Raw genomic sequence first — 24898 nt, 5'->3', positions numbered from 1 at the left:
GGGGCACGCACCTCGCGGCGTTGTCGTCCATCACCATGTTCCCCGAGTTCTCGGCTTCGCTCGAGCAGGGGAGGCCCCATTCGCCATGGCTCAATCCTCCGCCTTGCGATGCACGCACCCCAGCCCCGCTCCTTCACCCACCCCCCAATTGCCGGTCGGTCTTACCTGTGTCAGGCAAGTCCGCCCCCGCGTTTGAGTCCGGGTCGTACCTGTGTCCGACGGGTGCGGCCCGGCTCCGGTTTCAGCCTGCCACCCGCGCCGCGTACGCCACCGGGTCGGTCAGTACGTCCTGCATCACCAGCGCCGCCGCACCCCGTGCCGCGTCGCCCGCGACCGACGAGGCGCGCAGCCGGCCGCCGCGCGGGGACCACAGCCCGGACACCACCCGGCCCGTCAGCTCCTCGTCGACTGGCGGCGACAGCCACGGCATCAGGCCCCGGTATATCCCGCCGAGCACCACCGCGTCCGGGTCGAGCAGATTCACCGCCCCGGACAGCACCCGTCCCAGCATCCGGCCCGCCTCCACCACGGCGGCCACGGCCCGCTCGTCCCCGGCCCGGGCGCGCCGCTCCAGCTCGGCCACCCCGCTGCCGCTGCCGGTCTCCTCGATCCCGGCCGCCCGCAGCAGCGCCGCCTGTCCCGCGTACTGCTCCAGACAGCCGCGCGAACCGCACCGGCACTCCGGCCCCTCCGCGTCCACCACCACATGCCCGATCTCACCGGCGAACCCGTGCGCACCGCGCAGCAGTTCACCGTCGATGACCAGGGCGCCACCGACGCCGATCTCGCCCGTCAGATACAGAAAGCTGCGGATCTCGTCGAGCCCGCCGAACCAGAGCTCGGCCAGCGCCGCCAGATTGGCCTCGTTCTCCGAACTCACCGGCAGTTCCGGGCGGCCGGGGCGCAGTGCGGCGAGCGACGCGCCGAAGAGTTCCTCCGCCGGGACCTGATTCCAGCCCAAGTTGGGCGCCTGGCGCACCGCGCCGCCGGACACCAGTCCGGGCAGCGCCAGGGCCACCCCGACCGGGAACAGTTCCTGTTCGGCCGCCGAATCCAGGGTGCGGGCCGCGATCCGGGCCGCCCGTGCCAGCACCTCGGCGGGCGGAGCGCCCCGGTTGTCGAGGTGTTCCGTGAGCCGGACCCGGCCGGTGCCCGCCAGGTCCACGACACAGACCGACACGTAGTCGATGTTGACCTCGACGCCGAGCCCGGCGGGGCCGGTGCGCGCCACCTTGAGTGCGGTGCCGGGGCGCCCGGCCTGCCCGCTGAACGTCTTGCCGGACTCGGTGAGGAACCCGCTGTCGAGCAGCTGCTCGACCAGCGAGGACACGGCGGCACGGGTCAGCCCCACGCGTGCGGCCACCCCGGCCCTGGTCGCCTCGCGCTCGCCCTCGTCACGGACGGCCCGCAGCACCAGGCTGAGGTTGCTCCGTCGCACGGTGTCCTTGTCGGCCTTGGGCCCCAGCATCGTGAGGTTGCTCTTCATATCGCTGCTGAGCCTATGTGATTGCGCACGTCAGTACGGTCCGGAGCGGGCACCGGCTCCCCTCGCAGCATGCAGCGGAACCCGCCGTGTTCGAGGTGTGGGCCGCCGGCCGGGAACGGCCGACGCGCGGGCGCCGTCCCGTCGTCGGTCGGTCCGTTCACCGAGTCCGGTCAGCCCCGACATCCTACGCAGTGTGTGAAGTTTCAACGAGTGTTGGGATGCTATTCATATGACGGGTGGGGGTGCTCTGTCGGATCGGCGGGATAGTGTGCCCCGGTGACAACGCACTCAAACGTATCTGCGGGCTGGTATCCGGATCCGCACGGCGCGCCCCAATTGCTGCGCTACTGGGACGGTTCCCAGTGGACCGAGCACACGAACCCGGCCGGCGGACAGCAGCCCCAGGCTCCCGCTCAGCCCCAGGCGCCCGCGCAGGCTCCCGCTCAGGTCCAGGTGCCCCACCAGCAGGCGGCCCCCCAGCACCAGCAGGGCGCGGCTTCCGGCGGCGCCACGCTCTTCAATCAGCAGGTCCTGGTCGTGAACCAGAAGGCCAAGCTGATCGAGCTGACGAACGAGTACCGCGTCTTTGATCAGCAGGGCAACACGATCGGCTCGGTCATCCAGGTCGGCCAGGGCGCGCTGCGCAAGGTGCTGCGGTTCGTCTCCAGCCTCGATCAGTATCTGACCCACAAGCTGGAGATCCGTGACGCGTACGGGCATCCGCAGCTGCTGCTGACCCGGCCGGCGAAGTTCATCAAGTCCCGGGTCATCGTGCAGCGCCCGGACGGGCAGCCGGTCGGCGAGATCGTGCAGCAGAACGCCATAGGCAAGATCAACTTCGCCATCATGGTGGACGGTCAGCAGGTCGGTGCCATCAAGGCGGAGAACTGGCGCGCCTGGAACTTCGCGATCGTCGACCACAACGGCGCCGAGATCGCCCGGATCACCAAGACCTGGGAAGGCCTCGCAAAGACGATGTTCACGACGGCGGACAACTACGTGCTGCAGATCCACTACCAGCTGCCCGAGCCGCTGCTCAGCCTCGTCGTGGCGACGGCTCTGACCGTGGACACGGCCCTGAAGCAGGACGCCCGCGGCTTCGGCTGACGGGATCCTGCCGCACGCACAGCCTGCGCCCCCGTACGTTCGCGTACGGGGGCGCAGGCGTGTACACATGCCGTCGGACGGCGCTGCCCCATTTCGAACTCAGCTCGATCCACGCCGAATTCCACCGCCAGATCGTGGTCATGTCCGGCAACCCACTGCTCCCGGACCTGATGGCACCGCTCGACGGACGACTGCGCCGACTGTTCGTTCTCACCGCGGTGCCGGCCGGGAGCAGCGGCCGGCCCTCCGTACAGTGGTGCAGAAGGCGGTCGGGCGGGGAAGTCACCGGCGGTCCAGTGCGCGGTCGGTGAGGGGGCCCGCGGATCCGGTGTACCGGGCGGGGTCGGTCAGTTCGGCCAGATCGAGACCGGCGAGCTCCGGCTCCTCGTCCAGGACGTCGAAGAGCACATCGGAGAGGTCGGTCGTCTCGGACCGGGCCCGGTCCGCCGCGCCCGCCAGGACGTCTTTGGCGCGGGCCCGGCCGATGCGTTCGGCGAAGGCGGCGGCCAGCCGCTCCGAGACGATCAGACCGTCGGTGAGGTGGAGGTTCTCCAGCATGGCGTACGGGACGATCCGCAGCCCCGCCGCGAGTTCGGCGCCGTCCCGCGCGGCGCCGCCGACGAGCCTCAGAAGATCGCGCAGCGGCTCCCACTCGGCGTGCCACGCCCCGGCGGGCCGCTCGTCCTCGGCGGCCAGCGAGCCGTACAGCGTGGCCGCCAGGCCGGGCGCCCGGCGGGCGGCGGCCGTGATCAGCGTGGCGCGCACGGGATTCGCCTTGTGCGGCATGGCGGACGAACCGCCGACCTGGCCCTCCTCGACCTCGCCGATCTCGGTACGGGACAGCGTGAGCACATCGGCCGCGGTCTTGCCGAGCGCGCCCGCGGTGAAGGCGAGCGCCCCGGCGAGATCGGCGACCGGGGTGCGCAGGGTATGCCAGGGCAACACCGGTTCCACCAGGCTGAGTTCGCCTGCGTAAGCGGCGACGAGGGCGAGTCCGTCCGCGCTCTCCTCCTCGAAGGAGAAGGCGGAGAAGGCGGCCAGGGTTCCCGCCGCACCCCCGAGTTGGGCGGGGAGGGAATCCCGTACGGAAGCCAGCCGGTCCCGCGCGTCGAGGATCAGCGCACGCCACCCGGCGGCCTTGAGCCCGAAGGTGGTCGGCACGGCGTGTTGCGTGAGCGTACGGCCCGCCATCGGTGTGTCGCGGTGCGCGGCGGCGTGCCGCGCCAGCTCGTCCGCCATCCGCACCAGATCGTCGAGCACCCCGGCCAGTGTGCGTGAGGCGACGAGCATCGCCGCAGTGTCCAGGATGTCCTGGCTGGTCGCACCCCGGTGCACATACGGCCGCACCTGCTCGGGCACCGCTGCCGTGAGGTCGGCGACCAGGGGGATGACCGGGTTGCCGCCGGAGCGCGCCCGGAGCGCCAGGTCCCGTACGTCGAAGCGGTCGGCGTCCGCCGCCTGCGTCACCGCCCGCCCGGCCTCCGCCGGGGCGAGCCCACATGCGGACTGGGCGCGGGTCAGCGCCGCCTCGGCGTCCAGCATCGCCTGCAGGACGGCGCGGTCGCCGGTGCTGGTCTCGGCGGGGGAGCCGGCCCGCCCGGGGGCGAGCAGGCCGGCATCGCTCTCGTACGTCACGTGAACTCCAGGAAGACCGTTTCGTCGGCGCCCTGCAGGCGGATGTCGAACCGGTGGGTGCGCCGGTCGGTGGGCGTCGCGATCAGTGTGGCCCGGCGTTCCGCGTCCAGCGACTCCAGCAGCGGGTCACCGGCCGGTACGGCGCCGTCCGCAGCCCGCAGGTAGATCCGGGTGTACAGGTGGTGGAGCAGCCCGCGGGCGAAGACGGCGACCGAGAGATACGGGACACCGCCCGGCGGCAGGGTCCGTACCGCCCACTGGCCGTCGGCGTCCGTCGGGACGCGGGCGAAGCCGGTGAATCCGACGCCGTCGCGGCCGATGACACGGCCGGTGACCGGGTCGTGCCGCAGTGAGCCGGGGCGGCCGGTGCGCGAGCCGTCGGGGGCGGGCTGCCAGATCTCGATCAGCGCGTCGGGGACGGGGTCACCGTTGCCGTCGAGCACCAGTCCGTGCACGGTGATCGTGTCCGGATGGCCGAGCGGCGCGATGTCGCCGCCACCGGCGAACGGCAGCGCGTACCCGTAGAACGGGCCGACGGTCTGGGACGGGGTCGGGGCGTGGGTCATCAGTGGTGGCCTTCCTCGATCCAGGTGGCGGACGGTCCGTCGAGAACGATGTCCCAGCGGAAACCGAGCGACCACTCGGCGACCGAACGGTCGTGGTCGTACGTCGCGACGAGCCGCTCCCGGGCGGCCGGGTCGGTGACGGACTGGAGAATCGGGTCGTACGGCAAGATCGGGTCGCCCGGGAAGTACATCTGGGTGACCAGGCGCTGGGTGAACGCCGTCCCGAAGAGCGAGAAGTGGATGTGCGCGGGGCGCCAGGCGTTGTCGTGGTTGCGCCACGGGTAGGCGCCGGGCTTGACGGTGGTGAAGCTGTAGCCGCCGTCGTCGTCGGTCAGACAGCGTCCGAACCCGGTGAAGTTGGGGTCCAGGGGTGCCGGGTGCTGGTCGTGCCGGTGCGCGTACCGCCCCGAGGCGTTGGCCTGCCACACCTCGACCAGCTGTCCGCGGACCGGGCGGCCCTCCCGGTCCAGGATCCGGCCGGAGACGGTGATGCGTTCACCGAGCGGCTCGCCCTGGTGCTGCCGGGTCAGATCGCGGTCGAACGCGGTGACGTCCGTGACGCCGAAAGCGGGTCCGGACAGCTCGACAGCCTCGGGATCGGCCAGCGGGATGAGTGGCCGGTGCGGGTGGCGGTAATGGCTGCTGCGATACGGAGGGTAGTCGCGCGGCGGATGGTGCGCACCGGCGGGCGCGTCGGCGTGGACCTTGGCGACTTCGGCGTCGATGTCCCTCTGACTCAGCCCGTCGGGCAGGGGATAGGTGGTCATGTCACGGCTTGTCATGTCGCGGCTCCGGAAGACGGGTGGATTCCGAGGGGAACGAGGTGCGCCGGACGCCCGGGTCACGCGGCCTCGAGGGCGCGCAGCGCGGTGAGCCCCTGGGGCATGGGCGGCGCGGTGGTGCCGATCGGGTCGGCGGTGTGCGGCTCCCGGCCGGTGGCGCCCGCGCTGCTGCGCCGTGACACCGGGGTGCAGCTCGGTGAGGACCAGCTCATCACCCTCTCCTCCTGTATTGCTCAGTGCACTGAGTATTTCTTGACGCGCCAGAAGCTATCCATGCTGAGGTAACGGGGTCAAGACCCTCAGTACACTGAGATCTGGAGAGGGAAGAAGCAGCAGAGAGGGCGATGTCCGTGTCCGCGGTCGACTTGAGCAGGCACCCCGGGCATCTGGCCCGCCGCCTCCAGCAGGCACACCACCTGCTGTGGAACACGATGGTCTCGGAGGAGACGACCTCTCCGCAGTTCGCCGTGCTCAATGCCCTGATCGCTGAGCCCGGCCTCGATCAGCGCACGGTGGGGGAGCGGGTCGGACTCGATCGCTCCACCATCGCCGAGGTCATCAGCAGGCTCTCGCGACGCGGGCTGCTGGACAAGGTGCGCGACCCGCAGGACGGCCGCCGCTCCCTGCTGCAGCTCACCGAGGACGGGGTGCGCACTCACCACAGGATCTCCCTGCGGGCGGCCAGGATGAACCAGGTCCTCCTCGGTCCGCTCTCGGCCGAGGAACAGGCTGTCTTCTTCGATCTGTTGCGCCGGGTCTCGGACGCGGCCGAGGGGCTCCGTCATCCTGAGGAGCCCCTCGGCGCCGGAGCGTCCGGCCTCTGACGTCCTCCGGCATACCCAGGGGAAAGTATTTTACGGGTGTAATACCTGCTAAGATATTTGGGTGAGTGATATGACCATGCGAACCAGGCAGCCCCCCGTCCGCAGACTTCCGCTGGCCCCCGCCCTGCGTCTGGCCCGCCCCTCGGACATGTGGTTCAAGCCGGCGCTGAGCGTGGTGGTCGCCTCCGCCGTGCCGAACCTGGTGCTCTTCGCCTTCGACCGACTCGACCTCGTCATGTACACGATGGCCGGTTCGCTCTGTGCGCTGTACGGCCACAGCCTCCCGTATGCCCGCCGCGCCCGTACCGTCGCCGGAGTCGTCATCGGCATGCTCGTCGGCATTGCGATCTCCCTGGTCACGGCCTCGCTCACCGACTCGACGGCCGTACTGATCGCCGTAGGCGCACTCCTCGCGGCCGGGCAGAAGGCGCTCTGCGACGCCACCCGCATCGGGCCTCCCGGGCATGTGATCTTCACGTTCGTCACCTCGGCCGCCCTCTTCGCCCCGCAGCACCTCGGCCAGGTGCCCGGGCACCTCGCGCTCACCGTGGCGGCGGGCGCGGTCGCCTGGCTGGTCACCGTCGGTCCCGCCCTGATGCGCCGGGAGGGCCCGGAGCGCCGCGCCACGGCCCGTGCACTGAACGCCGCCGCCGCGTACGCCACCGACCCGGGACACCGCACCCGGCACGCCGCGGCCGCCGCCGTGCACGCCGGCTGGCAGACGCTGCTCGCCGCCGGGCGCCCCACCCCCGTACGCCGGGCGCTGGAACGGCTCCTCGTGCACGCCGAAGCCGCCCTCGCCGAAGCTGCCCTCGGGTCCCGCACCGCCGACCCCGACCGACTGCGTGCCTGGGCGGAGCAGACCCGGGCCCGCGGACCCGTCCCCACCCCGCCGCCCGCCCCCGGTACCGCCGAGGAGCTCTTCGGGATCGACGCCGAACGCGCGGCCCGGCGGACCGGCAGCCGCCGCGACGCCCGCCGGGCACTGCTGCGCGCGTTCGCCCCCGGCTCCCCGCTGCTGCCCATCGCCGCCCGTACTCTCATCGGCTGCGCCCTCGCCGGATACGTCTCCATGGCTCTCGGCGTCGGCCGCCCCTACTGGGCGATCGTCACCGCGGCCTCCCTCTACCAGGCCAACGTCACGCTCTCCTGGAACCGAGCCCTGCAGCGCACCCTCGGCAACCTCCTCGGCGTGCTCGTCTTCGCCGCCGCCCTCCCCGTCACCCGCACGGGGCCGCTGGCGCTCATCGGCTGCTGCCTCTTCTTCAACTTCGCCGCCGAGGCACTGATCACCCGCAATTACTGGCTCGGCTCCATCGCCGTGACCCCGCTGGCCCTCCTCGTCATCGAGTTCGGCGGCACCCATCCGGCCGGTGAACTCATCGGCGACCGGGTCCTGGACACCGTCATCGGCGCCGCAGTCGGACTGCTCGCCGCCATGGCCGTCACCAACCGCCGGGCCGCCGGGCGCCTGGAACAGGCCCTTGCCGCCACCGACCGGGCCCGCGCCCACGCCGCACGGACCCTGGCCGCCCCGGCACCCGCACCCGCCGCGCTCGACGCCGCGCGCCGCAGGCTGACGGGATCGCTCGTCGAGCTGCGCGAGGCGGGCGACACCGCGGCGGGCGAATGGTGGCAGCGCGCCCTGCCCGAGGAGCGGGTCCTCGCGGCGGAGCAGGCCGGACACCGTACGCTCGCGGCGACAGCAACACGGCAGGGGCTTATCGTCCCCGCCCAGGAGAACGGAGCGGTGTGACCGACGACATCGTCGCCTCGGTGGTACGGCAGTGGCAGGCCGTCAACCCGGAGCTGGACACCGGACCGATGGAACTCATCGGGCGCATCAACCGCTGCGCCGCCCTGCTCCAGCAGGCGGAGGACGCCCCGCTGCGCTCCGCCGGGCTGAGTCGCGCCGAGTTCGACCTGCTCGGCGCGGTGCGCCGTACCAACCGTGAACTCACCCCCGGTGAACTGGCCAGGGAGACGTTCTCCTCCGGCGCCGCCGTCACCAAACGCCTCCGGGGCCTCCAGGAGCGCGGCCTGGTCGACCGCCGCAGCGACGCCCGCGACCGCCGCGTCGCGCACGTCCGTCTCACCGACGAGGGGCGCGCCCTGGTCGACCAGCTGCTGCCCCGGCAACTGGCGTACGAACGCACCGTGCTGTCCGGTCTCGACGAACGGACCCGTGGCGAACTCAGCTCCCGGCTCAGCGAGTTGCTGGTCCAGCTGGAGGGACGCCTCGGCGGGGCCCGGCACTGAACCACGCACCGGACCCTGCTTCGCACGGGTGGACGACGGCCGTCGGACGGCCTGCCTCGGCTGACGGTCCTGCTGGCGGTACATCCCGTGGTGGGCGCCCGAAGAAATGATCGGGGGGTGACGGCTCGGACCGCCGTATAGCCGCCGTCCACGACGAGTTCGGTGCCGGTCACGAAGCGGGCCTCTTCGGAGGCGAGGTGGAGCACGCCGTAGGCGATGTCCTGCGGGGAACCGCGGTGTTCCATCGGCGTGGAGTCCAGCATCCCTCGGGCGTAGGCGGCGGCCTCCGGGGGCGGGTCGGTGGAGAGCGACGGTGAGTCCACTGCCGAAGAAGGCATCGAATTCGTCCCTCAGCGCGGTACGGCCGAGGCTGCGTCGCGACACTTTCGGCGATCGTCACTCCTTGCGCACGGTCGGAGGCGGTGCGTGCAAAAACTCGTGAGTGTATTACCGCGGGAACGCTCGCGCAGAGGGTTGGGTGAATGTGCCGAAGCGCTGTTTCGATCTGACTAAGCTCACGCGCAGTGAAGTCGAGTTGATATGAATTCGAGCGCTTGTTCCGTCGTGCCCTACACGTGCGTATGTATCCCGAATCAACCGCCAGAGGTCTTAGATGGCTCGTGTTGAATCACCGCCGATCCGCCGAGAAATCCCCCTTGCCCGAGCCGCGTTGCTCCCCGTGCTCCTGGCGGCCGGCGCGACCGCCGCAGCCGCGGCGCTGGTTTCCGGGGCCGCCCGGATGCCAGTCGTCCTGTGCGGTGCGGTCGCCACCGTCGTGATCGCCTCGCTCGCCGTCGCGCTGGCCCGTCGCGCCCGTGCGATGCGCAGGCAGCACGCGGAGTACGAGCACCGCCTCGCCGTCCTGGAACGTCGCCTCGCCACCCATGACGAAGAGGCCGTCCGGATCAACAAGGAGCTCCTGCCGGCCGCGATCCACCGGCTCCGCGTGGGTAACTCGCCCGACGAGGTGCTGCGCGACATCGTCGACGCCGATGAGGTCTACCGCGACCTTCCCGACGCCCAACGCGCCCTCGTCCACACGGTGCTGGACATCATCGACAACGAAGAGGCGATGCGCGACTCCGCGCAGCGCGCCTTCGTCAACGTCGCCCGCCGCGTCCAGGCGATCGTCCACCGGCAGGCCAGCGAGCTGCGGGAGATGGAGGAGCACCACGGGCGCAACCCCGATGTCTTCGACGACCTGCTCCGCATCGACCACGGCACCGCGCTGATCGGCCGGCTCGCCGACTCCATCGCGGTACTCGGGGGCGCCCGCCCCAGCCGTCAATGGCCCAAGCCCGTACCGCTGTTCAGCGTGTTGCGCGGTGCCATGTCCCGGATCCTCGAATACCCGCGCGTCGACCTGCACTCGATTGCCCAGGTCGCCATCATCGGCACCGCCGTCGAACCGCTCATCCACGCCTGCGCCGAGCTCCTCGACAACGCCACCCGCTACTCGCCGCCGCAGACCCGTGTGCACGTCACAGCGGTCGAGGTCCAGACCGGCATCGCCATCGAGATCGAGGACGGCGGCGTCAGCCTCAGCGAGGAGGCCCGTGCGCGGGCCGAGAACATGCTCGCCCGGGCCCAGGCCGGGTCCAACATGAACGACCTCGGCGAGTCCCCCCGGCTCGGCATGGCCGTCGTCGGCCGGCTCTCCCGGATGTACGACCTCCAGGTCTCACTGCGACAGTCCGCGTACGGCGGCGTCCGCGTCGTACTCATCGTGCCCCGTGCCATGATCACCACCGGTCCCGCCCCGGGTATCGCCCACGGCATCGGCGCCACGTCGAGGCCCACCAGCGACATCGACCTGGCGGGCATGAAGCACGTCGTCCCGCCGCGCAGCAAGCGCCGCAAGCCTCTCGCGGTGGAATCCCGCCCGGCCACCGGACCGGTCGCCTCCGACTCCCGGCCGGTGGCAGCGTCGTCGGCCATGGGCGACGACGCCCCCGTGGTGACCGAGTGGACCGCGGGCGGACTTCCGCAGCGCCGCAGCCGCGGCCGCTTGCCGCTGGCTTCGCACAACCTCCCCATGCAGCCCGCCGCCCCGCCCTCGGGACAGCGCAACGGTCACGCCAACGGGAGCGACAGCGGCAACCAGCAGCCCCCCGGGCTCTGGCTCGAGGCCTTCACCAACGCCGTCAACGGCGTGCCGCAGGAGCCGAAGACCGGCGAAGACACCGAAAACGCGTGGGACAAGGGAGACCTGAAGTGATCCAGCAGCGGGGAAATATGGACTGGATGCTCAAGGAACTGGCCGACGACGTTCCGGACATCCATCAGATCGTGGTGCTCTCCGCGGACGGCCTGCGCATCGCCCAGCACGGTGGCGACCCCGATGTCGCCGACCGCCTGGCGGCCGCCTGCGCCGGACTGCAGAGTCTGGCGGCCGCCGTCGCCTCCGAAATCCCTTACAGCGATGGCCTGATGCGGCTCGTCGTCATCGAAGTCACCGGCGGATTCTTCTACTTGATGGCCGCGGGGACCGGTGCGTATCTCGCCGTCCTCGCCGGAGAGACGGTGGACGCGGGACTCGTCGGAGCACGGATGCGCGACATGGTCGTCCGGATCGGTGCCCATCTCACGAGCCCGCCGCGCCATGACGGGCAGGCCGGATGAGCTCTCCCCGACGAGAACACCGGGAGGCTGATCCGGCGCTGAGCGACCCGGAGCGGCTGTACGTCATCACCGGCGATCCCGATGGCGGCGAGCGGGCGGCGCTCGACCTGGTCACGATGGTCGTTTCGAAGGAGCAGCCGACGCCGACGGTCCAGCCCGAGCAGGCCGTGATCCTGCGGCTCTGCCAGGCACCGTTGTCCGTCGCCGAGATCTCGGCCTACCTCAGCCTGCCGTTCAGTGTGGTGACCTCGCTCCTCACCGAACTCCTCGCGAGCGAACTGATCGAATCGCGCGCGCCCGTCGTCCGCGCCACCCTCCCGGACAGGTCCCTTCTCGAAGCGGTGATGCATGGACTTCAGAAACTCTGACACGATCACCGGCCCCAGGACCGAGGACATCCTTCCGACCACGGCCACGGCCGCCGTGAAGGTGGTCGTCGTCGGGGGGTTCGGGGTCGGCAAGACGACCATGGTCGGTTCCGTCAGCGAGATCCGGCCCCTCACCACCGAAGAGACCATGACCCAGGCCGGGGTCGGCGTGGACGACAACTTCGGGGTGGAGAGCAAGACCGCCACCACGGTCGCCATGGACTTCGGCCGGATCAGCATCAGCGAGGAACTGATCCTCTACCTCTTCGGCACCCCGGGCCAGGAGCGCTTCTGGTTCCTGTGGAACGGACTCTTCGAGGGCGCCCTCGGCGCCGTCGTCCTCATCGACACCCGGCGTCTCGAGGTCAGCTTCGACGTGATCGGACGCCTGGAAGAACGCGGTGTGCCGTTCGTCGTCGCCATCAACACCTTCCCGGACGCCCCGACCCACCCCGTCGAGGCGTTGCGCAGCGCACTGGACCTGCCGGACGAGGTGCCGGTGATCGACTGCGACGCCAGACTGCGCGGCTCCGGCCGCGATGTGCTGATGGCCCTGATGCGCTATCTGCACAGCCTGGCCGTCCCACTCGGCTGACCACCCCCGCTCGAACGCCGTCTGATCATTCGCACTGATCCGTGGAAGCCTGATCCCTGGAGCGATCGTGACAACCCCTTTCCATCACGAGCCCGGAGCGGCCACGGGGCCGGTTCCGCCGCCCGAATGCCCGGCCCATGGAATCGGCGTCGGACCCGGCGGACTGCGCCGGTTCTACGGCCCCGAGGCCGAGCGGGACCCGGCAGGGCTGTACGACAAGCTGCGCGCCGAACACGGCACGGTGGCGCCGATCCTGCTGCACGGAGACGTACCCGCCTGGCTGGTGCTCGGGCACAGCGAGAACCTGCACATGACCCGTACCCCCTCGCAGTTCTCCCGCGACTCCCGGCGCTGGCGGGCCCTGCAGGACGGCAGCGTCGCCCCCGACCACCCGCTGGCCCCGATCTTCACCTGGCAGCCGGTCTGCGTCTTCGCCGACGGCGCCACCCACGAGCGACAGCGCGGCGCGGTCACCGACAGCATGGCGCGCATCGACCACCGCGGCGTCCGCCGTCACATCAACCGCCACAGCAACCGGCTCGTCAACGAGTTCTGCCAGGACGGCCGTGTCGACCTGGTCGGTCAGTTCGCCGAGTGGCTGCCGATGATGGTGATGTGTGAGATTCTCGGCATGCCCGAGGAGTGCAACGACCGGATGGTGCAGGCCGCCCGCGACATGACCCGGGGCACGGCGACCGCCGTCGCGAGCAACGCGTACGTGGTCGCCGCACTGAAGCGGCTCGTCCGGCGCCGCCGGACCGAACCCGCCGCCGACTTCGCCACCTGGCTCGTCGAGCATCCCGTGGGCATGACCGACACCGAGGTCGCCGAGCATCTGCGACTGATCCTCATCGCCGCGTACGAGGCGACCGCCAACCTGATCGCCAATGTGCTGCGGATGGTCCTCACCGACCCGCGGTTCCGGGCCAGGCTCAGCGGCGGCCACATGACGGTGCCGGAGGCGGTCGAACAGACGCTGTGGAACGAGCCGCCGTTCACCGCGGTCTTCGGCCGCTGGGCGGTCGGCGACACGGAGCTGGGCGGGCAGCGGATCAAGGCGGGCGACGCGCTGATCGTCGGCATCGCACCCGCCAATACGGACCCGGTGGTTCGGCCAGATCTGGCCGCCGACATGGAGGGCAACCGCGCGCACCTGGCGTTCAGCGGCGGACCGCACGAGTGTCCCGGACAGGACATCGGACGGGCGATCGCGGATGCCGGCGTCGACGCCCTGCTGATGCGTCTTCCCGACCTCGAACTCGCCGTCGAGGAAAATGAATTGAATTGGATCGGGAACATCATTTCCCGGCATCTGGTGGAGTTGCCGGCCGACTTCGCGCCACGCTCGCCGAAGGACGACGAGCCGCCGTCGACGGGGCGGCGCGAACCGCCGTGCGAGGACTGGGAGGTGCAGTCGCCGGTCCCGCACACGACGCCCGCGCCCGTTCCGGCGGGGGTGGCTGCGCAGACCGGGCAGAGCCACGCCGGCGGCGTGCGGACCGACGCATCGCCCCATGATGCGTCCGCCGGCCGGATCCCGCAGCAGCGCAGGCCGGCCGCACCGGCACGGCTGTGGCGTGCGGTGACACGGTGGTGGAGCGGCTACTGACCGGGCCGTCCGCGGGACGACATGCGTGACTGGCCGGTGGCCCGGGGCCCCTGGCTACGGGCCACCGGTCTGCGCGCCGCTGCCGTGGTGGCGGACACGGCGCGCGCACAAGGTCCCCCGTACCATGCGGAAGCGTGAAGCTGACAATTCTGGGCGGCGGCGGATTCCGGGTCCCACTCGTGTACGGGGCGCTGCTCGCCGACCATGCCGAGGGCCGTGTCACCGCCGTCACCCTGTACGACACGGACGCCGACCGGCTCACCGCCATTGCCCGGGTCCTCGCCGATCAGGCCGAAGGGGTGCCGGACGCACCCGCCGTCCTTGCCACGACCGAGCTCGACGAGGCACTGCGCGGCGCCGACTTCATCTTCTCCGCCATCCGGGTCGGCGGTCTCGAAGGCCGTGCCGCCGACGAAAGGGTGGCCCTCGACGAAGGCGTGCTCGGGCAGGAGACGGTCGGCGCGGGCGGCATCGCATACGGACTGCGCACCGTCCCCGTCGCCGTCGACCTCGCCCGGCGCATCGCCCGGCTCGCCTCGGATGCCTGGATCATCAACTTCACCAACCCGGCGGGTCTGGTCACTGAGGCGATGTCCCGGCACCTCGGCGCCCGGGTCATCGGCATCTGCGACTCCCCGGTGGGCCTGGGCCGCCGGATCGCCCGGACTCTCGGCGTCGACCCCGAGCGGTCCCGGATCGACTATGCCGGCCTCAACCACCTGGGCTGGGTCCGCGGGCTGCACGTCGACGGCCGCGACGAACTGCCGCGCCTGCTCGCCGACCCGCACCTGCTCGGCTCGTTCGAGGAGGGAAGGCTCTTCGGCACCGACTGGCTGCAGTCACTCGGTGCGATCCCCAACGAGTACCTGCACTACTACTACTTCAACCGGGAAGCCGTCCGCGCCTACCAGGATGCGGAACAGACCCGTGGCGCCTTCCTCCGCGATCAGCAGGAGGGCTTCTACGCCCGGATGAAGGACCCGGCCGCTCCTGCCTTCCCGGCCTGGGACCGGACCCGCGTCGAGCGCGAGGCCACCTATATGTCGGAGAACAGGGAGGTCGCCGGGGTCGGCGAGCGCGACGAGAGCGATCTGGAGTCCGGTGGGTACGAGCAGGTCGCCCTCGCACTCATGCGGGCCGTCGCGCGTGACGAACGGACCTCGCTCATCCTCAATGTCCGTAACCGCACCACGCTCTCCGTGCTCGACGCCGACGCCGTCATCGAAGTGCCGTGCCTCGTCGACGCGAACGGTGCCCGTCCCGTCAGCGTCGACCCCCTCCCGTACCACGCCGTCGGACTGGTCACCGCGGTCAAGGCCGTCGAACGCGCCGTCCTGGAAGCGGCCGCGAGCGGCTCACGCGCGACCGCCGTGCAGGCCTTCGCACTGCACCCCCTCGTCGACTCGGTCTCGGTCGCCCGCCGGCTGGTCGACGGGTACACGAAGGTCCATCCCGGACTCGCCTACCTGAACCGGCCTTGAGGCCCGGCCCCTCGGCTGTACCGGCCGGATCAGCCGGCGGGTACCGCGTGCGAACCACCGGACGCCGCCCAGGACGGCGTCACACCCGTGACCTGGCACACCATCAGGAAGAGCGGAATGGGCGGGGTGTACGGCGTGAGGCTGTCGGGTGCGTGGATCAGCCGCGGCCGCACGGCGGGGACGCATGCACCCCTGGCGTACGCGACCTGCGACGGCCAGTCCAGATCGAGGTCCGAGCCTGCCGGTACGATCCACCACCAGCGGTCGGCGTCCGCGAAGACGCAGCCGGTGCGCGGCAGATGGGACATGAGCCGGAAACCGTACCCGGCAGGCACGCCCACCGCGTCGCAGCCCAGGCTCGCCGACAGCGCGGGAGGCAGCGGCAGCTGCACGAGGCCACCCCCGGAGCCGGGCAGCGAGGACTCGCGGGAGAGGCGCGATCCGAGCAGATGGGACACCGCGTTCCTCAACATGACCGCTCCGTGCCGTGCGGCAGTTCTGCCCAGACGATCCGGCCCGATCCGTCGCCCGCGTCACGGGATCCCCAGGCGCTGCTCAGCGCGTCGACGAGTAGCAGGCCGCGTCCGTGCTCGTCGTCGGCAGTGCGGCACAGCTTCGGGCCGCCCGGCTGGTACCCCTGGTCCTGCACGGCTATGCGCAGCCGTCTCTCGAGACAGCGCAGCTCGCACACGACGCGCGCGCTCACGGTGTGCACCACCGCGTTGGTGACCAGTTCCGACACGATCAGGATCGCCGCGTCGTGCGCCTCCGTGTCCAGCTGCCACTCGTCCAGCCGGGTCCGTGTCAGCCGCCGTGCACCGGCCACCGACTCCGGGTGCGCAGGGAGCGCGAAGCAGTATCGGAGCGCTTCCGTCCCGGGGCTGAGGTCGATGAGCCGGGGGATGAGCGCACTGCCAGGTGCCACGACCGATTCCTCACAGTGGGGGGCTTCGTCACGCCTCGCATCCCAGGGCATGAGGGCGGGCATGACTACGTGAACTGGTTCACTCACCAACTCTCCCCCTGTCGTGAACACTTGGCAAGGGGCACTCTGAAAATTTCAGAGTGGCCGTGTCTTTGACGGCATATGCATGGCACACTGCTCGCAAACAGCATCGGGAGGTCTGAAGTGAGCGAACCGCGGTCCGCCCCGACCGTGGGTCAGGTCGTTCTCGGCAAGCGTCTGCAGGATCTGCGGGAGCGCGTCGGCCTGAGCCGTGACCAGGCTGCCAAGGTGCTCCGGGTCGCTCCCGCGACGATACGCAGGATGGAGACCGCCGAGGTCGCGCTCAAGATCCCCTATGTGCAACTGCTCCTGAAGGCCTACGGGATCACCGACGAGGAGGCCGAATCCTTCGTCGAGCTGGCCGAGGAGGCCAACAAGCCCGGCTGGTGGCAGCGGTTCCACGACGTCCTGCCCGACTGGTTCAGCATGTACGTCAGCCTGGAGGGCGCAGCGAGCCTCCTGCGTATGTACGAACCGCACTTCGTCCCCGGACTCCTGCAGACCGAGGACTACGCCCGGTCGGTGATGCGTAGCGGCGCCGTCGGCCAGACCCGGCCCGAGGACATCGAGCGCCATGTGGCGCTGCGGATGGAGCGGCAGTCCCTGCTGACGCGGCCGGATGCCCCGAAGCTGTGGGTGGTGATGGACGAGACGGTCCTGCGCCGTCCCGTCGGCAGCGTCGACGTCATGCGCGCGCAGATCGACCGGCTGCTGGGCGTCACCGAGATGCCCCGTGTGACACTGCAGATCGCGGAGTTCGCGACCGGTCACCACCCGGGCACCTACGGCCCGTTCGTCCTCTTCCGCTTCGGCGTCCCCGAACTGCCCGACATGGTGTACAGCGAGTACCTGACCGGCGCCGTCTACTTCGACGCGCGCCCCGAGGTGGCCTCCTACCTCGAAGTCATGGACCGCATGGCGGCTCAGTCCGCAACTGCACAACGCACGAAGGAAATCCTCCGGGACTTCCGCAAGGAGCTGTGACCGATGGACCCCATATACAACGGCATGCCGGCCGCCGAACTCGGCTCCGAAGGCTGGTACAAGCCGTGGAGCGGGGGGAACGGCGGCAACTGTGTCGAGGCCATGAAGCTGGCCGACGGCAGAGTCGCTGTACGCCAGTCCGCGGATCCCGACGGCCCCGCCCTGATCTACACCCACCGCGAGATCGCCGCCTTCATCCAGGGAGCCAAGGCCGGCCAGGCGGACTTCCTCCTTACCGGAATCTGACGCGTCCGGCGTCCGTCCTTGCCATACTCCCTCTCAGTTCGCCGATCCACGGACCCCAGGAGCGCGCCATGACCGGGCATGAGCCCATGGAGATCGACACCAGTAAGCCGCATCCTGCCCGGATGTACGACTGGTTCCTCGGGGGCAAGGACAACTATCCGGTCGACGAACAGATGGCGCAGCAGCTCCTGGCCCTCGACGCCCGCGGCCGTGACATGGCCCGGGTCAACCGGGCGTTCATGCACCGCGCCACGCGCTGGCTCGCCGACCAGGGCGTACGCCAGTTCCTCGATATCGGCACCGGCATCCCCACCGAGCCGAACCTCCACCAGATCGCCCAGCAGACGGCCCCGGACGCGCGCATCGTCTACTGCGACAACGACCCGATCGTCCTCGCGCACGCGGCGGCCCTGCTGCGCTCCACCCCCGAGGGCGCCACCGAGTACATCCAGGCCGACGCCCGCGAACCGGAGACCATCCTCGAACAGGCGGGCAAGGTACTCGACTTCAGCAAGCCGATCGCGCTGTCCCTGCTGGCCCTGCTGCACTTCCTCGACGACGAGGACGGTGCCGCCGAGCTCGTCGACCGGCTGGTGGAGAAGCTCCCCTCGGGCAGCTACCTGGTGCTCTCGCACACCACCGGGGACTTCAACCCTGAGGGTGCGGCGCAGGCGTCGGCCATGTACAGGGCCCGCGGGATGACGCTGCGTCCGCGCTCGCGCGCCGAACTCACCGCGTTCTTCGCGGGACTCGAACTCGTGGAGCCGGGCGTCTCGCTCTCCGCCGACTGGCACCCGGAGCTCGGCGAGGTCATCGACGTACCGGGCGCCGAGCCGATTCCCGGCTACGCGGGCGTGGCCCGCAAGCCCTGACCCGGGCCGTCACCTGCATGCTCACTGCCTGCTGACCGAACGGGTGATGCCCGCGGCGATCGTCGTCGCGAGCAGCCACCCGGTCGCGATGAGGAGGTACGACAGCCACTGGTACCAGCCCTGTGGATTGAACGCCCGCTCCTGCCCGAAGTCGACGATCGGCAGAAGCAGGTCCAGTGTGTAGACGAACGGACTGAACGGCGGAGCCTCGTCCACCTTCAGCGGGCTCGGATGATGCAGCGCGTACATCAGCGACCCGGCCAGCAGCAGCGAGAAGAGCCAGGCGGCGGCCCGCACCGGCCGGAAGCCGTACCCGACGGTGACATCCTGGAGATGCCCCCACAGCCGTGCGTACGCGGGCAGGGTGGCGCGGTGTCTGCGCTGCTTGGCGAGGAGTACCGTGCGCGCGGCGTCGTCGTCGCCGATCCGCCGGTACGCCTGCGTCAGCTGCTCGTACGCGTACGGCACATAGCCCTCCTCCTCCCGTTCGAGCAGCGGAAGCCGCCGCTCGGCGGGCAGATGGGGGAGGAGCGTGGTGTACGTGAGCCCGTCGAGCCGAATCTGCTCCGGCCAGACCGACGGGGTGGCATGGATGAGATCGGCCTTCGCCCGGCGCAGATTCACTCTGCCGTCGATCGGGGCGGCCTCCCGGAGCCAGAGTTCGCCGATCGTGCTACCGCTGGCGCGGAGCGCCACGCCGCCCGGGTTGGACAGCCGGGCGTACGCGAGGTTGAGCTGCCCCGGTATCCGGGCGCCGCGCAGATCGACCCGCCCCTGGACCCGGATCCGCATCCCGTGCAGGTCGGAGCCGACGCCGAGATTCTCGGCATGCAGTGCGGTCGCCCCGGGGTTGCGCAGGTGGGCGTCGTCGAGCCGGATCTGCCCGGTGACGGCGGCGCCGCCGAGCCGGGTCTCGCCGTGCACGACGAGACCGGGCCACCACAAGTCGTCCTCGACGACCGCGTGATTCAGCTGCAGCACCGCCTCGCCGTTGGGCGCGGTCGTACCGTCCGCGTTCACTCCGATTTGGGTCCGGTCGAAGAACAGGGCCTGGGCGATCTTCGAACCACCGAGCCGGACCGGGCCGGAGATCCGGCAGTCGGTGAGTCGCAGCACGCCGTCGATGTGGACGGTCGCCGCGGTCAGTCCCGGCAGGACCGAACCGCTCAGCGCCAGCTGTCGCAGCCGCGCGCCGTACAGGTTCGGAGCCTGCTCGAACCGGCATCCGGACAGCGCGACCGCGCACTCCGTGGTCGCGTACCGGATGTTCAGAGCGCCGGTGATCCGTGCGCCCAGCACCCGCAGCGCAGGCACCTGCCCGTCCTCCTGCGGGCCGCCGACCAGCAGCGCCCTGAGCACCTCGGCACGTACCGTGCGCTCAGGACCCCAGCTGTCTCCGGTCTCCGGATCGTCCTCGGCCGCCACCCCCGTACGGAAATCGACGGCTGTGCCGCGCGGGAAGGCGTCCCGGACACGGCGCTCGGCGGCGGTAAGCTCGGAGATCTCCATCGGCGGGACTCTGGCCCGCAGCCCGACAGAGTGTCAACCCCCACTGTCCCGCCTTGCGTTCAGCCGCCCAGAGCGTGCCCGGTCGTCGCGTCGACATGCCCCGGTACGTCGTCGTGCCGGTCGCCCACCGTCGACGTACCGGACGGCTCGAACAGCAGCAGCGAGGCGCCGTCCGCCGAGAACGGCTTGTGCCAGGTGGAGCGCGGGACGACGAACACCGCGCCCCGGTCGAGCGTGACCGTGCGCTCTCCGCCGTCCTCGCGCAGGACGATGTCCAGCGTGCCGTCGAGGACGAGGAAGAACTCGTCGGTGTCGTCATGGACGTGCCAGACATGCTCGCCCCGGACCTTGGCGACCCGTACGTCGTAGTCGTTGACGCGGGTCACGATCCGCGGGCTCCACAGGGTTTCGAACGTCGCGAGGGCCTCGCTCAGCAGGATGGGGTCCGGGCCGGCCTTCGTCGTGTCTTCGCTCATGGTTCCCATCCTCGGCGCTGGGCCCCACGAAGGGTGAGTGCTATGAATCGCATATGGCGCAAGAATCCTCGCATCGGGTCGTGATGATCGTCTCGGCCGGTTCCAACCCCTTCGAGATGGGCGTGGCCACCGAACTCTTCGGGCTGCGCCGCCCCGAGCTGCCCGTGCCCTGGTACGACTTCGCGCTCTGCGCCGAGACCCCGACCGTGCGGATGCACCACGGTTTCTTCCAGCTCAGCGGGGTCGCCGGACTCGAAGCCGTCGACCGGGCCGACACCGTCATCGTGCCGAACCGCCCAGACCCGGAAGCCGACCCCGCCCCGGCCGTCCTCGACGCGATCCGACACGCCGCCGACCGGGGCGCCCGACTGGTCAGCTTCTGTACGGGCACGTTCACGCTCGCCGCCGCCGGTGTGCTGGACGGGCGCCGGGCCACCACCCACTGGAGCTGGACCGACGCCTTCACCGCCCGCTTCCCGCAGGTCCGACTCGACCCCGATGTGCTGTTCGTCGACGACGGGCAGGTGATCACTGCGGCGGGCAGCGCCGCCGCCCTCGATACGGGCCTCCACATCGTCCGGAGCGATCACGGCGCGGAGATCGCGGCCGCCGTCAGCCGCCGGCTCGTCTTCGCGGTCCACCGCGACGGCGGCCAGCGCCAGTTCGTCGAGCACCCGCTGCCCGAGGTCCCCGACACCTCGCTGGGCCCGCTGCTCGCCTGGGCGGAGGAGCGCCTCGGGACGGAGCTCACGGTGACCGGCCTCGCCGCCCGCGCCGCCGTCAGCCCCGCCACCCTGCACCGCCGCTTCCGCGCCCAGCTGGCCACGACGCCGCTCGCCTGGCTGACCGAGCGGCGGATCACCCTGGCCTGCCGGCTGCTGGAGCGCGGCAAGGAGCGCCTCGATGTGGTCGCCCGTGCCAGCGGACTCGGTACGGCGACGAACTTGCGGGCCCAGCTGCGCCGCCGTACCGGGCTCACCCCCACCGAGTACCGGCGCAGGTTCACCCTGACGCACTGACCCGGTCCCGCCGCAGGTCACAATGGACGCATGTCCCGACGCAGTACACGTCCCCGGCAGTCCTCCGCCGCAAGTACCCGGACTGCCCCGGAGACCGCGATCACTCCGGCTTCGCCGTGCCCGTGCGGCCTGCCCGCCACGTACGCGGACTGCTGCGGAAGGTTTCACGCAGGGACGGCCGCCGCGCCGACCTGCGAGGCGCTGATGCGTTCGCGGTACGCCGCCTTCGTCGTCCGCGACGCGGTGTATCTCCTCCGCACCTGGCACCCGGACACCCGGCCGCCCGTCCTCGACTTCGATGCCGGCATGCGCTGGGTGCGCCTGGAGATCCTGGAGACGACGGACGGCAGCGCGTTCCACACCACGGGCACGGTCACCTTCCGCGCCCACTACATGGACCACGGCCGACCGGACTCGCTCCGTGAGAAGAGTCGGTTCGTCCGCCACGAGGGTGCCTGGGTCTACGCGACGGCGGTCTTCATCGACTGACGGCTGCCCGTGCCCGGCTCGGTTGAAGACGGACACCCGCGTGCGGTGGAGCGTCGGCTTCTCGGCCTCGTCCACCAGCGCCACCGCGGGATCCGCATACGACAGATGCGCCGACGGAGTCGCGGGCACGCCCTCACCACCGATCCGGTAGCGCCCCGTCCTGTCCTCGTCGGATCCCATCAGTGCGGGCGGGGTGAGCATCAGCCAGTCCACCGGGCCGGTCCTGCGCCTCACGGCCTTGGGGGGAATACGGACTCGGTTCGGCCGTGACATGAGAAGGGCCGTACGGGTTGGGTGAGTTGTGAGACTGGCCTGGGCCCGTACGGCCTGTACCCATCCTGCCCTGTCCGGGGTCTCCCGCGCACATTTCGGCGAGCTGCTCGAAGAACTCGCCCCGCGGTGGGCGGCGGCACGGGAGTCCGTCCTGCACGGTTGTCCTCGCTGTAGGGCGTCAACGTGACCGTCTCGCCCGACTCCGGTACGGCCGTAGGGCCAGGCGGCAGACCGCCGGGATCAGGGGTGAAGTTCAGGAAGTCATCGTGACGGCGAAAAGAAGTTGCTTGAAGTTTCACACACCAGCTAAGCCTGCAAGTAACGCTTGAAAGTTCAACTTCTACTCCCCGCAGAAGGGACGGAGAGGTGATGGCTACCGGGTGTCCGCCTCGTGTGACGCGCCGTGCCGGTCGGGCAGCGCGAAATCGGTGCGGATGACGCCCAGCTGTCGGGCCGGGCGCCGTTGTGATCCGGCGCTGCTCCTCGACCCACTCCGTCCGGGCGCCGGAGACGGTCCGGGCCCGCATGCGGGGGACGACCGGGCGGGTCAGCGCAGCAGCGACCGTACCGACGTCTTCATCCGGGCGACGAACACCTCCCGCACCTCGTCCGTCACCCGGTCCAGTGAGAGATACGGATTGAGGTTCTCCAGCTCGACGAGCAGCAGCTCACCGTCCGCCGTCCGGCACGCGTCGACGCGCTGGATGCCGTGTGCGAGGTCGTTCCACTCCACGAACCGGCGGGCAAAGTCCAGATCCGCCGTCGTCGGCTCGTACGGTTCCAGTACCCAGCGCTGCTCGGGGTGCGGTGCGTAGAGCGCGTACTGGAACTCGCGGTCGATGAAGAAGAAGGACACCTCGTAGCGGAAGTCGATCCTCGGCTGGATGAGCACGGTGCCGTCCGGCTCGCCGCCCACCTCGGCCGCGAGCTCGTCCGGCGTGACGAAGCGCAGCCCGACCGAGTCCGCGCCCAGCTTCGGCTTGATCACATACTCAGCCGCCCCGGGCAGCAGCCCCAGATCGCCCGCCCGGTCCACTGTCGCGATCACCGGGTACTTCGCTGCGCTCAGATCGACCAGATACTGCTTGCCCGCCATGTCGCCGCGGCCGGTCAGCGGGTTGTACACCGGCACCTTCCGCTCGCGGGCACGGGCGCAGAACGCGTCGTACGCCTCCTGGTGGTGCAGCACCGGACCGCTGTTGCGGACAACGACGGTGTCGAAGCCGTCGAGCAGTGCCGCCGCGTCGCGCGGATGACAGAGTGCGACATCGAATTCCTCGCGCAGCCGCGAGGTCAGAAAGATGTCCTCGTCGCAGTAGCGGCGGCCGCGCGCCTGGTACGCGAGGTCGGTGACGAAGAGGACGGACGGGCGCGGACCGGCAGGCATGAGGTTCTCCCAGGGGGTGCGGGGGCGGACAGCGGATCAATAACCTTAGGTCGCCATCGTCGCCTGCCCCTTGGCGTTCGAACCCTCGCGGGCGCGGGCGAGGCGCGCGTCGAGCTTCTCCTTGCCGCCGAGCAGACAGTGCCCAGGTATGCGCATGCCGTTGAGGAGGACGTTCGTCGTGTGCGAGGCGCGGAGCCCGAGCTTCTTGATGGTGCGGCCGGAGACCCAAGAGGCAGCGACCGTCGGGTCGGATGCGGGTGAGTCACCAGGAGCTGCCGGGGCGCACCGCCAGCCGGGGATGGTGGGCGGCCAGGACCTTGTTGGCCTGTGCCAGTTCGGACAGGGCCTGCTCGCGGTCCGCCTGGTCCTCGACGCAGAGCCGCGGGCCGCGGAACCTGCGGACCTCGCGGGCGGCGCACTCGGCGTCGAACTCTGCCTGCACGATGTGCGGCGGGATGCAGGACCCGATCAGTTCGGCGACCCGGTCCGGGATCGGCACGGGAACGAGGAGGTGTGAGGCGGTCATGGGGGGCCCTCTCGGATGGTTGACCAGGAGGTGGTGCTCCGCGGCCGCCGGGTGGGCGGTCGACTCCTCCTTATGTAACGGGAATCAGTTCCGGGTTTGTCATGGAGAACGTCTCCGTCTGGCAACCGTTTGAGAGTGATCGGCTATTTCTCCTTACGTGTAAGTAAGTTGACTTCGTGTGAGGTATGTGCTCGGTCGGAATCCGCGCTGCGCCGATCGGAGCGGCGCGTCGTCGCTGCGGGCGCGCAGCTGCATCGCACGCAGCACTGCCTCGGTCGAGAACCGCGACTCGGGATCGACGAGTTGCTCGCCGAAGATCGTCTCCAGATTGCGCATCCGGTAACGGACCGTCTGCGGGTGTACGTCGAGCAGCTCGCCCATCTGGGCTGCGGTACCGCGGGTTTCGAGCCGGATCCGCAACGTCTCGATCAGCCGCCTCGCGCCGGTTGACGCTGATCTCCGCGATGGGCGCGAGTTCGCGCCGGGCGAGCTGGTCGAGGAGGGCCGGGCCAGGTCCGCCGCCACCGCACCCCCGCTGTCATGAGCGCCCTGCGCGACCTGGCCCGCGCGACCCTCCACCGAGCCGGATGGGCCAACACCGCCAGCGGCCGGCGCGCGCACACCCGCCCCGCAGCCGCCCTCACCCTCCACGGCATCCCGTGATCAAACCCGGCAAACGCGGCTCTCCCCGGGGACCTGCCTCTACCCCCTGCCCGTCGACCATGCCGACGATGCCTGGCACGAAGTTGTGACGCCCGTCGACGATGGCGTCGTCGT

The 24898-nt window shown here is 70.5% G+C and carries 27 protein-coding genes and 3 pseudogenes; 16 read left to right on the top strand and 14 right to left on the bottom strand.

The genetic code is table 11. The annotated features are described in order from the left end of the window. Positions 1-241: 241 nt before the first annotated feature. A complete protein-coding gene (locus OH809_RS06365; RefSeq protein ID WP_406423318.1) occupies positions 242-1486 on the bottom strand; it encodes an ROK family protein in 1245 nt (414 codons plus the stop codon). Between the two features lie 276 nt (positions 1487-1762). Here OH809_RS06365 and OH809_RS06360 point away from each other — a divergent pair, with 276 nt between their 5' ends. Further along, positions 1763-2593, top strand: coding sequence for a phospholipid scramblase-related protein (locus OH809_RS06360; RefSeq protein ID WP_406423319.1), 831 nt, complete (start codon positions 1763-1765; stop codon positions 2591-2593). A gap of 282 nt (positions 2594-2875) precedes the next feature. Here the strand turns inward: OH809_RS06360 and pcaB are convergent, their stop codons facing one another. The 4 genes from pcaB to OH809_RS06340 all read right to left on the bottom strand — a co-directional run bounded on the left by pcaB (position 2876) and on the right by OH809_RS06340 (position 5788). After that, positions 2876-4228 (bottom strand): 3-carboxy-cis,cis-muconate cycloisomerase, encoded by a 1353-nt coding sequence (gene pcaB / locus OH809_RS06355; protein ID WP_406423320.1) that lies wholly within the window; start codon positions 4226-4228, stop codon positions 2876-2878. After that, a complete protein-coding gene (pcaG, locus tag OH809_RS06350; RefSeq protein ID WP_406423321.1) occupies positions 4225-4794 on the bottom strand; it encodes a protocatechuate 3,4-dioxygenase subunit alpha in 570 nt (189 codons plus the stop codon). Before pcaG ends, pcaB begins: the two co-directional genes overlap by 4 nt. Next, positions 4794-5561, bottom strand: a complete 768-nt coding sequence (gene pcaH / locus OH809_RS06345) for a protocatechuate 3,4-dioxygenase subunit beta (protein ID WP_406423322.1) — start codon at positions 5559-5561, stop codon at positions 4794-4796. Before pcaH ends, pcaG begins: the two co-directional genes overlap by 1 nt. Positions 5562-5635: 74 nt before the next feature. Then, positions 5636-5788, bottom strand: coding sequence for a hypothetical protein (locus OH809_RS06340; RefSeq protein WP_406423323.1), 153 nt, complete (start codon positions 5786-5788; stop codon positions 5636-5638). Between the two features lie 138 nt (positions 5789-5926). Here OH809_RS06340 and OH809_RS06335 point away from each other — a divergent pair, with 138 nt between their 5' ends. The 3 genes from OH809_RS06335 (at position 5927) to OH809_RS06325 (ending at position 8659) form a co-directional block, all read left to right on the top strand. Then, positions 5927-6400: a MarR family winged helix-turn-helix transcriptional regulator gene (locus tag OH809_RS06335; RefSeq protein ID WP_406425344.1), complete on the top strand. Its 474-nt coding sequence runs from the start codon at positions 5927-5929 to the stop codon at positions 6398-6400. 76 nt (positions 6401-6476) lie between these two features. Then, positions 6477-8156 (top strand): FUSC family protein, encoded by a 1680-nt coding sequence (locus tag OH809_RS06330; RefSeq protein WP_406425346.1) that lies wholly within the window; start codon positions 6477-6479, stop codon positions 8154-8156. Next, positions 8153-8659, top strand: coding sequence for a MarR family winged helix-turn-helix transcriptional regulator (locus tag OH809_RS06325; RefSeq protein ID WP_406423324.1), 507 nt, complete (start codon positions 8153-8155; stop codon positions 8657-8659). The genes OH809_RS06330 and OH809_RS06325 overlap by 4 nt, the downstream gene beginning before the upstream one ends. A gap of 146 nt (positions 8660-8805) precedes the next feature. Here OH809_RS06325 and OH809_RS06320 read toward each other — a convergent pair. Then, a pseudogene (locus tag OH809_RS06320) lies at positions 8806-8997 on the bottom strand (SDR family oxidoreductase); the annotation flags it as partial. 275 nt (positions 8998-9272) lie between these two features. Here OH809_RS06320 and OH809_RS06315 point away from each other — a divergent pair. From OH809_RS06315 to OH809_RS06290, 6 genes are all read left to right on the top strand, one after another. Next, a complete protein-coding gene (locus OH809_RS06315) occupies positions 9273-10877 on the top strand; it encodes a sensor histidine kinase (protein ID WP_406423325.1) in 1605 nt (534 codons plus the stop codon). Next, positions 10874-11281: a roadblock/LC7 domain-containing protein gene (locus OH809_RS06310; RefSeq protein WP_406423326.1), complete on the top strand. Its 408-nt coding sequence runs from the start codon at positions 10874-10876 to the stop codon at positions 11279-11281. The genes OH809_RS06315 and OH809_RS06310 overlap by 4 nt, the downstream gene beginning before the upstream one ends. Further along, entirely contained in the window at positions 11278-11649 is a 372-nt protein-coding gene (locus OH809_RS06305) for a DUF742 domain-containing protein (protein ID WP_406423327.1), read from the top strand. The genes OH809_RS06310 and OH809_RS06305 overlap by 4 nt, the downstream gene beginning before the upstream one ends. Further along, positions 11630-12244, top strand: a complete 615-nt coding sequence (locus OH809_RS06300) for a GTP-binding protein (RefSeq protein ID WP_406423328.1) — start codon at positions 11630-11632, stop codon at positions 12242-12244. Before OH809_RS06305 ends, OH809_RS06300 begins: the two co-directional genes overlap by 20 nt. A 67-nt stretch (positions 12245-12311) precedes the next feature. Next, positions 12312-13853, top strand: coding sequence for a cytochrome P450 (locus OH809_RS06295; RefSeq protein ID WP_406423329.1), 1542 nt, complete (start codon positions 12312-12314; stop codon positions 13851-13853). A 134-nt stretch (positions 13854-13987) separates the two neighbouring features. Next, the gene (locus tag OH809_RS06290; protein WP_406423330.1) at positions 13988-15334 is read left to right on the top strand and encodes a 6-phospho-beta-glucosidase; all 1347 of its coding nucleotides are present in this window, start codon (positions 13988-13990) and stop codon (positions 15332-15334) included. 29 nt (positions 15335-15363) lie between these two features. Here OH809_RS06290 and OH809_RS06285 read toward each other — a convergent pair whose 3' ends face one another. Continuing rightward, positions 15364-15807 carry a hypothetical protein gene (locus OH809_RS06285; protein ID WP_406423331.1) on the bottom strand — a complete coding sequence of 148 codons (444 nt, stop codon included), beginning with the start codon at positions 15805-15807 and terminating at the stop codon, positions 15364-15366. Continuing rightward, complete coding sequence (locus OH809_RS06280; protein ID WP_406423332.1) at positions 15801-16259, bottom strand: ATP-binding protein; 459 nt, start codon at positions 16257-16259, stop codon at positions 15801-15803. Before OH809_RS06280 ends, OH809_RS06285 begins: the two co-directional genes overlap by 7 nt. A gap of 204 nt (positions 16260-16463) precedes the next feature. Here OH809_RS06280 and OH809_RS06275 point away from each other — a divergent pair, with 204 nt between their 5' ends. The 3 genes from OH809_RS06275 to OH809_RS06265 all read left to right on the top strand — a co-directional run bounded on the left by OH809_RS06275 (position 16464) and on the right by OH809_RS06265 (position 18442). Then, a complete protein-coding gene (locus tag OH809_RS06275) occupies positions 16464-17324 on the top strand; it encodes a helix-turn-helix domain-containing protein (RefSeq protein WP_406423333.1) in 861 nt (286 codons plus the stop codon). A 3-nt stretch (positions 17325-17327) separates the two neighbouring features. After that, entirely contained in the window at positions 17328-17570 is a 243-nt protein-coding gene (locus OH809_RS06270) for a DUF397 domain-containing protein (protein ID WP_406423334.1), read from the top strand. A 68-nt stretch (positions 17571-17638) separates the two neighbouring features. After that, complete coding sequence (locus OH809_RS06265; RefSeq protein ID WP_406423335.1) at positions 17639-18442, top strand: SAM-dependent methyltransferase; 804 nt, start codon at positions 17639-17641, stop codon at positions 18440-18442. 21 nt (positions 18443-18463) lie between these two features. On the opposite strand, the gene OH809_RS06260 is transcribed toward OH809_RS06265, so the two are convergent. Together OH809_RS06260 and OH809_RS06255 are read right to left on the bottom strand one after the other, a co-directional pair. Continuing rightward, positions 18464-19951: a membrane-associated oxidoreductase gene (locus OH809_RS06260; RefSeq protein ID WP_406423336.1), complete on the bottom strand. Its 1488-nt coding sequence runs from the start codon at positions 19949-19951 to the stop codon at positions 18464-18466. Positions 19952-20010: 59 nt separating this feature from the next. Next, on the bottom strand, positions 20011-20427 hold the full coding sequence (locus OH809_RS06255; RefSeq protein WP_406423337.1) for a cupin domain-containing protein: 417 nt from the start codon (positions 20425-20427) through the stop codon (positions 20011-20013). 53 nt (positions 20428-20480) lie between these two features. Here OH809_RS06255 and OH809_RS06250 point away from each other — a divergent pair, with 53 nt between their 5' ends. Together OH809_RS06250 and OH809_RS06245 are read left to right on the top strand one after the other, a co-directional pair. Continuing rightward, the gene (locus OH809_RS06250; protein WP_406423338.1) at positions 20481-21446 is read left to right on the top strand and encodes a helix-turn-helix domain-containing protein; all 966 of its coding nucleotides are present in this window, start codon (positions 20481-20483) and stop codon (positions 21444-21446) included. A gap of 30 nt (positions 21447-21476) precedes the next feature. Then, positions 21477-21935 (top strand): YchJ family protein, encoded by a 459-nt coding sequence (locus tag OH809_RS06245; RefSeq protein WP_406423339.1) that lies wholly within the window; start codon positions 21477-21479, stop codon positions 21933-21935. A gap of 820 nt (positions 21936-22755) precedes the next feature. Here the strand turns inward: OH809_RS06245 and OH809_RS06240 are convergent. The 4 genes and pseudogenes from OH809_RS06240 to OH809_RS06225 all read right to left on the bottom strand — a co-directional run. Further along, complete coding sequence (locus OH809_RS06240) at positions 22756-23595, bottom strand: hypothetical protein (RefSeq protein WP_406514913.1); 840 nt, start codon at positions 23593-23595, stop codon at positions 22756-22758. A gap of 48 nt (positions 23596-23643) precedes the next feature. Continuing rightward, positions 23644-23817 (bottom strand): annotated as a pseudogene (locus tag OH809_RS06235) (acyl-CoA dehydrogenase); the annotation flags it as partial. A gap of 40 nt (positions 23818-23857) precedes the next feature. Further along, positions 23858-24121: a hypothetical protein gene (locus OH809_RS06230; protein WP_406423341.1), complete on the bottom strand. Its 264-nt coding sequence runs from the start codon at positions 24119-24121 to the stop codon at positions 23858-23860. A 234-nt stretch (positions 24122-24355) separates the two neighbouring features. Then, positions 24356-24629: pseudogene (locus tag OH809_RS06225) on the bottom strand (helix-turn-helix domain-containing protein); the annotation flags it as partial. A gap of 32 nt (positions 24630-24661) precedes the next feature. On the opposite strand from OH809_RS06225, the gene OH809_RS06220 reads away from it, so the two are divergent. Then, a complete protein-coding gene (locus OH809_RS06220; protein WP_406423342.1) occupies positions 24662-24784 on the top strand; it encodes a hypothetical protein in 123 nt (40 codons plus the stop codon). Positions 24785-24898 lie beyond the last annotated feature (114 nt).

The organism is Streptomyces sp. NBC_00873 (assembly GCF_045207415.1).
Classification (GTDB): domain Bacteria; phylum Actinomycetota; class Actinomycetes; order Streptomycetales; family Streptomycetaceae; genus Streptomyces.
This window is presented reverse-complemented; position numbering and strand designations above follow the sequence as displayed.

Excerpts from the sequence above, each read along its gene's own strand:
- OH809_RS06365 (WP_406423318.1), bottom strand. The coding sequence starts at position 1,486 with ATGAAGAGCAACCTCACGATGCTGGGGCCCAAGGCCGACAAGGACACC.
- pcaG (WP_406423321.1), bottom strand. The coding sequence starts at position 4,794 with ATGACCCACGCCCCGACCCCGTCCCAGACCGTCGGCCCGTTCTACGGG.
- pcaH (WP_406423322.1), bottom strand. The coding sequence starts at position 5,561 with ATGACCACCTATCCCCTGCCCGACGGGCTGAGTCAGAGGGACATCGAC.
- OH809_RS06340 (WP_406423323.1), bottom strand. The coding sequence starts at position 5,788 with ATGAGCTGGTCCTCACCGAGCTGCACCCCGGTGTCACGGCGCAGCAGC.
- OH809_RS06330 (WP_406425346.1), top strand. The coding sequence starts at position 6,477 with ATGCGAACCAGGCAGCCCCCCGTCCGCAGACTTCCGCTGGCCCCCGCC.
- OH809_RS06315 (WP_406423325.1), top strand. The coding sequence starts at position 9,273 with ATGGCTCGTGTTGAATCACCGCCGATCCGCCGAGAAATCCCCCTTGCC.
- OH809_RS06305 (WP_406423327.1), top strand. The coding sequence starts at position 11,278 with ATGAGCTCTCCCCGACGAGAACACCGGGAGGCTGATCCGGCGCTGAGC.
- OH809_RS06300 (WP_406423328.1), top strand. The coding sequence starts at position 11,630 with ATGGACTTCAGAAACTCTGACACGATCACCGGCCCCAGGACCGAGGAC.
- OH809_RS06285 (WP_406423331.1), bottom strand. The coding sequence starts at position 15,807 with ATGTTGAGGAACGCGGTGTCCCATCTGCTCGGATCGCGCCTCTCCCGC.
- OH809_RS06270 (WP_406423334.1), top strand. The coding sequence starts at position 17,328 with ATGGACCCCATATACAACGGCATGCCGGCCGCCGAACTCGGCTCCGAA.
- OH809_RS06265 (WP_406423335.1), top strand. The coding sequence starts at position 17,639 with ATGACCGGGCATGAGCCCATGGAGATCGACACCAGTAAGCCGCATCCT.
- OH809_RS06260 (WP_406423336.1), bottom strand. The coding sequence starts at position 19,951 with ATGGAGATCTCCGAGCTTACCGCCGCCGAGCGCCGTGTCCGGGACGCC.
- OH809_RS06255 (WP_406423337.1), bottom strand. The coding sequence starts at position 20,427 with ATGAGCGAAGACACGACGAAGGCCGGCCCGGACCCCATCCTGCTGAGC.
- OH809_RS06250 (WP_406423338.1), top strand. The coding sequence starts at position 20,481 with ATGGCGCAAGAATCCTCGCATCGGGTCGTGATGATCGTCTCGGCCGGT.
- OH809_RS06245 (WP_406423339.1), top strand. The coding sequence starts at position 21,477 with ATGTCCCGACGCAGTACACGTCCCCGGCAGTCCTCCGCCGCAAGTACC.
- OH809_RS06240 (WP_406514913.1), bottom strand. The coding sequence starts at position 23,595 with ATGCCTGCCGGTCCGCGCCCGTCCGTCCTCTTCGTCACCGACCTCGCG.
- OH809_RS06230 (WP_406423341.1), bottom strand. The coding sequence starts at position 24,121 with ATGACCGCCTCACACCTCCTCGTTCCCGTGCCGATCCCGGACCGGGTC.
- OH809_RS06220 (WP_406423342.1), top strand. The coding sequence starts at position 24,662 with ATGAGCGCCCTGCGCGACCTGGCCCGCGCGACCCTCCACCGAGCCGGA.